Annotated in this window: 4 protein-coding genes and 1 other annotated feature; of the genes, 1 reads left to right on the top strand and 3 read right to left on the bottom strand. The window is 59.8% G+C overall.

The annotated features are described in order from the left end of the window. Positions 1 to 113: 113 nt before the first annotated feature. Positions 114 to 169: a sequence feature (sul1 is cis-regulatory element that is thought to sense ions involved in sulfur or methionine metabolism; They are found in Alphaproteobacteria), on the top strand. Positions 170 to 243: 74 nt separating this feature from the next. Then, the gene (locus C4N04_RS31315; RefSeq protein ID WP_106797758.1) at positions 244 to 1,731 is read left to right on the top strand and encodes a SulP family inorganic anion transporter; all 1,488 of its coding nucleotides are present in this window, start codon (positions 244 to 246) and stop codon (positions 1,729 to 1,731) included. Positions 1,732 to 1,772: 41 nt separating this feature from the next. On the opposite strand, the gene C4N04_RS31310 is transcribed toward C4N04_RS31315, so the two are convergent. The 3 genes from C4N04_RS31310 to C4N04_RS31700 all read right to left on the bottom strand — a co-directional run bounded on the left by C4N04_RS31310 (position 1,773) and on the right by C4N04_RS31700 (position 4,177). Next, positions 1,773 to 3,371, bottom strand: coding sequence for an IS66 family transposase (locus tag C4N04_RS31310; RefSeq protein ID WP_097665357.1), 1,599 nt, complete (start codon positions 3,369 to 3,371; stop codon positions 1,773 to 1,775). Between the two features lie 69 nt (positions 3,372 to 3,440). After that, positions 3,441 to 3,794 carry an IS66 family insertion sequence element accessory protein TnpB gene (gene tnpB, locus C4N04_RS31705; protein WP_141514321.1) on the bottom strand — a complete coding sequence of 118 codons (354 nt, stop codon included), beginning with the start codon at positions 3,792 to 3,794 and terminating at the stop codon, positions 3,441 to 3,443. Continuing rightward, positions 3,791 to 4,177 (bottom strand): transposase, encoded by a 387-nt coding sequence (locus C4N04_RS31700; protein ID WP_245425689.1) that lies wholly within the window; start codon positions 4,175 to 4,177, stop codon positions 3,791 to 3,793. The genes tnpB and C4N04_RS31700 overlap by 4 nt, the downstream gene beginning before the upstream one ends. Positions 4,178 to 4,261 lie beyond the last annotated feature (84 nt).

Here is a 4,261-nt window from a genome sequence, read left to right as displayed (position 1 = left end):
GTAACCGGTGTCACACCCGCACCTTGACGCCGCAGCCTATTTTTTGTGGCGAGCGGGTTCAGACTGAGACGTAATTGCAAAATTGGACTGCGTGAGCTACTTAGCGTCATCCACAAGGACCCGGTGAAACTCCGGGTGGCTCTTCTGGCCGCCGATCCGCCAGACAACACAGCAACGCAACCTATTCCATTTTCGAGGACCGAGTTTCGCTCGGCCCGTTGCCTCAACTGTGAAAAATCTCCCATGCGAACTCTTTCAAACTACCGTCAGGAGTGGTTCTCCAACATCCGTGGCGACGTGCTTTCGGGTATCGTCGTCGCTCTCGCGCTTATCCCGGAAGCGATAGGCTTCTCGGTGATTGCGGGTGTCGATCCCAAGGTCGGCCTGTACGCCTCCTTCGCAATCGCCTGCGTGGCGGCCTTTGTGGGCGGTCGGCCGGGCATGATCTCTGCCGCCACGGCTGCGACCGCTGTCGTCATGATCTCGTTGGTCAAAGAGCACGGTCTTCAGTATCTGTTCGCCGCCACCATCTTGATGGGCGTCATCCAGATCGTCGCGGGATGGCTGAGGCTCGGCCGCGTGATGCGCTTCGTCTCCCGCTCGGTCATTACGGGCTTCGTCAACGCCCTTGCGATCCTGATCTTCATGGCCCAGTTGCCCGAACTCATAGGGGTCCCGACGCTTACCTACGTGATGATCGCAGGCGGCCTCGCCATCATCTATCTCTTTCCATACGTGACCAAGGCTATTCCATCGCCGCTCGTGGCCATCGCGGTCCTCACGGCCATGGCGTGGTGGTTTGGCATGGACCTACGCACCGTCGGCGACCTCGGCGAACTTCCGTCTTCGATCCCATTCCTGATGCTTCCGCAAGTTCCGTTGACCTGGGAGACGCTCCAGATCATCTTCCCATATTCAGTGACGCTCGCTGCCGTCGGCCTGCTGGAATCGCTGCTTACCGCGCAGATCGTCGACGACATGACAGACACGCCCAGCAACAAGAGTCAGGAATGCGTTGGACAGGGCGCGGGGAATATCGCCTCGGCACTGATCGGCGGCATGGGCGGATGCGCCATGATCGGACAATCGGTCATCAACGTAACATCTGGTGGTCGAGGACGGCTTTCAACGTTCGTCGCGGGTGCTTTCCTGTTGTTCCTGATTGTCGTCCTTAACGACCTCGTCCAGATCATCCCGATGGCCGCGCTTGTTGCGGTTATGATTATGGTTTCCATTGGCACTTTCTCCTGGCGGTCGATCCTCGACCTGAGACGCCATCCGCTTCCGTCCTCCGTCGTCATGTTGGCAACGGTCATCACCGTCGTCGCAACGCATGATTTGGCGAAAGGCGTGATCGTTGGCGTCCTGCTGTCCGGCATCTTTTTTGCTGGTAAGGTAGCCCGTCTGTTCAGGGTCACGCGCGTGGAGGATGCCGAACAAAACAGTGTCACCTATGCAGTGGTGGGGCAGGTCTTCTTTGCGTCGGCGGAAGCCTTTATCCATGCGTTCGACTTCACGGATAAGGGTAAGCGGATCATCATCGATCTGACAAAGGCCCATCTCTGGGACATCACCGCAATTGGCGCGTTGGACAAGATCGTATTAAAATTCCGTCAGGCGGGCGACGAGGTCGAGGTCCTCGGCTTCAACGAAGCGAGTGCCGACATGATTGACCGCTTCGCGCTGCACGACAAGGATGAGCGGCTTGCGGCAAGCGCCTCACTGCACTGAACAACGTGGCTGCGTACATTCGCGCGCAGCCATCTGCCCCGCTACTGTTGCCTCTTGGTCTGCTCCAAGATCGAATGATTCCAAGGCAAAAGCTCAGCTATACGGCTCTGCCGGTGTCCGTTCACGATGGCGGTGAGTGTAGCGGTCAGATAGGCCAGAGGATCAACCGAATTGAGCTTGCACGTCTCGATGAGCGAGGCGATGGTGGCCCAGTTCTCTGCCCCGGCATCGTGCCCGGCAAAGAGTGCATTCTTGCGATTGAGGGCTATAGGTCTGATGGTTCGCTCGATACTGTTGTTGTCGATCTCGATGCGTCCATCGGTCAGGAAGAGCTTCAGACCATCCCAGTATTTGGCGATGTAGGCCAATGCCTCGCCGAGCGGCGACTTCGTTGCGACGCGGGCGCGGTGATGGACAAGCCAGGTCTGCAGTTCTGCCACACGCGGCGCTGACCGCTCTTGCCGTCCAGCGAGACGAGCCTGCGGATCAAGGCCGCGCAGTTCGGCCTCGATGCGATACAGCTCTCCGATCCGCTTCACTCCTTCCTCGGCAATCGGTGCTGAGCCATTGCGAGTGATCTCCACCAGCTTGCGCCGCGCGTGGGCCCAGCAATAGGCGAGCTGAATGTCTGGACCGACACGCTCAGGTGCGATCAGCCTGTTGTATCCGGCATATCCATCCACCTGCAGGACGCCGGAGAAACCCTGCAATATCCGTTCGGCATGGATGCCACCGCGACCGGGAGCGTAGGTGAAGGCGACACCTGGCGGCGCACCGCCGCCCCAAGGACGATCATCCCGCGCCAACGCCCAGAAGTATCCGGTCTTGGTTTTGCGGGAACCGGGATCGAGAACCGGAGCACGGGTCTCGTCCATGAACAGCTTGGACGAGCGCTTCAGGTCGGCAATCAGTGCATCAAAGACGGGCCGGAGTTCATAGGCAGCCCGACCGACCCAATCGGCCAGCGTTGATCGGTCGAGATCGATGCCCTGGCGGCTCATGATCTGGGCCTGCCGATAGAGCGGAAGGTGATCGGCATACTTGGAGACCAGCACATGGGCGACGGTCGCTTCCGTCGGCAGCCCTGCCTGGATTAACCGTGCTGGCGCTGCGGCCTGGACGATACCGTCGGTGCAGGCGCGGCAAGCATATTTGGGGCGACGGGTGACGATCACGCGGAACTGTGCCGGGATCACGTCCAGCCGCTCGGAGACATCCTCGCCAATGCAATGCAGGCAACCGCCGCAGGCGCAGATCAGGCTTTCCGGCTCGATCACCTCTTCGATACGCGGCAGATGCTTTGGAAGGGAGCCGCGATTGATCGCGCGTGGCTTGGTAATCCTGTATGCCGCAGGAGTGTCCGCCTCATCCTCGGCATGGATGACGGCCATCGCCGTTTCCAGGTCTTCCAGTGCCAGGTCGAACTGATCGGGATCAATCTTCTCGGATTTGCGTCCGAAGGCTGCCTGCTTGAACGCTGCGACCAGCTTCTCAAGCCGTTCGATCCGCTCATTCTTGCGGGCGATATGTTCGTCCTTGCTGGCTATTGCCGAGTCCTGTGCCGCCTCGCGTGCCTGCGCCGCGATCAGCATCGCCTTCAGGGCGGCAACATCATCGGGAAGGTCGGCGGCATCAAGCATGGCTGGAAGCTACCAAATCGAAGGCGGTTTTGCCTTCTGAATTTGCCGTGCTGAGTCATCGTGCCGCAGCTATTCGATGGCCTGCGGCGGTCTCGTCTGGACGGCATGAACCCGCCGCCAATCGAGGCCTGCGAACAGGGCTTCGAACTGGGCGTGGGTAAGCGTCATCAGTCCATCCTTGATGCCGGGCCAGGTGAAGCTGTGCTCTTCCAGCCTTTTGTAGGCCATGACGATACCGGAGCCATCCCAGTAGATCAGCTTCAGCCGATCTGCCTTGCGCGACCGGAAAACGAAGACCGTTCCGGTGAACGGATCCTTGTGCAGCTCATTCTTCACCAGCGCCGCCAATCCGTCGTGGCCCTTGCGGAAGTCCACGGGCTTGGTCGCGACCATGATCCGCACCCGGTTCGACGGAAAGATCATGTCGCCGCCGCCAAGGCACGCGCGATTGCGGCGATCCGGGCAGCAGACGCACCTTCCTCAAGACGGATGGTGACGGGACCGAGGACGATCTCGGGACGACTGAGCATTTTAGGCGGCAGTTCCGAAACAGGCGGATCGACGATCACCGCCGCGAACTCTATCGCATCCTCCGGTGCTGGCAGGATCAGCTTGCCCTGCCGCGCCATCGTCCGCCAGGTGGAAAGGCTGTTGGCTCGCAATCCATAGCGCTGCGCAACTTCATTGACCGTCGTGCCTGGCCTCAAGCTTTCCGAAACGATCTTCGCCTTGATCTCGTCAGGCCAATGTCGGTGAGCCTCACGCCCAGGCTTCCTGGTTGTGAGAAACTCCAATGAGGTCTCCATGGAGTAACTCCCGTTCTTCATCCATGGAAATCTCGATCACAGACTAGGCGGCGAAGGACAATGTGGGGGGAGAACACCGGTTAC

This window comes from Rhizobium sp. H4 (genome assembly GCF_003013335.1).
Classification (GTDB): domain Bacteria; phylum Pseudomonadota; class Alphaproteobacteria; order Rhizobiales; family Rhizobiaceae; genus Rhizobium; species Rhizobium sophoriradicis.
Note: the sequence above shows the minus strand (reverse complement) of the source record. Positions and strands in the feature narration are given on the sequence as shown.